The organism is Nonomuraea sp. GTA35, assembly GCF_041950525.1.
GTDB lineage: Bacteria > Actinomycetota > Actinomycetes > Streptosporangiales > Streptosporangiaceae > Nonomuraea.
This window is the reverse complement of sequence record NZ_JBGNUV010000067.1, coordinates 1-588: the sequence shown is the minus strand read 5'-3', so window position 1 is coordinate 588 and position 588 is coordinate 1. Positions and strand designations below refer to the sequence as shown.

General features: G+C 69.2%; 1 protein-coding gene. It reads left to right on the top strand.

Features of this window, described 5'->3' with window-relative positions; genetic code table 11:
• Nucleotides 1–286, top strand: a 286-nt coding sequence (locus tag ACBJ32_RS59415; protein WP_375134406.1) for a hypothetical protein, incomplete at its 5' end; no start/stop codon positions are given.
• Nucleotides 287–588 lie beyond the last annotated feature (302 nt).

The window sequence follows — 588 nt, the reverse complement described above, 5'->3', positions numbered from 1 at the left end:
CACGGTCTCCCTGCAGATCGTCAAGGGGACGGTCGCCCCCTGCGAGCCCACTTCCGCGCCCACGATCCCGCCCGCTGACAACGAAACCGGCGCAACCACGGACAAGCAGGACAACGGCCCCACCCTCAACGAGGGTACGGAGGAGGGACAGGGCGTCACCGATTCCGCGCCCGCGACCCCGCCCCTTAACAACGAAACCGGCGCAACCACGGACAAGCAGGACAACGGCCCCACCCTCGACCAGGGTACGGAGGAGGGACAGGGCGTCACCAACAAGAACGACTGACCGCCCCATCCGAACGGCTCCTCACTCACAGGGCCGTGACTCCTCACCGGTAGACCGCTGGTCCGGCGACCTCCCGCCGGAAGAAAGCGAGTCCGCCCGGCGGCCCCTCCCGAGCAGCGGGGGCCGCCGGGCCTCCCGTCGTCACGATACGTCATGATCCTATAACGGTCGCTTGAGGCCACCCGGCGAAGACCCGGAGAAGACCAGGGCGGACGCGGTGAATCCGTGCACGTGATTGTGCCCGGCTACCGGCCCCACCTCGCCGGCCGCGAAGACCCCGCCACCCCGATAGCCCCAGCGTG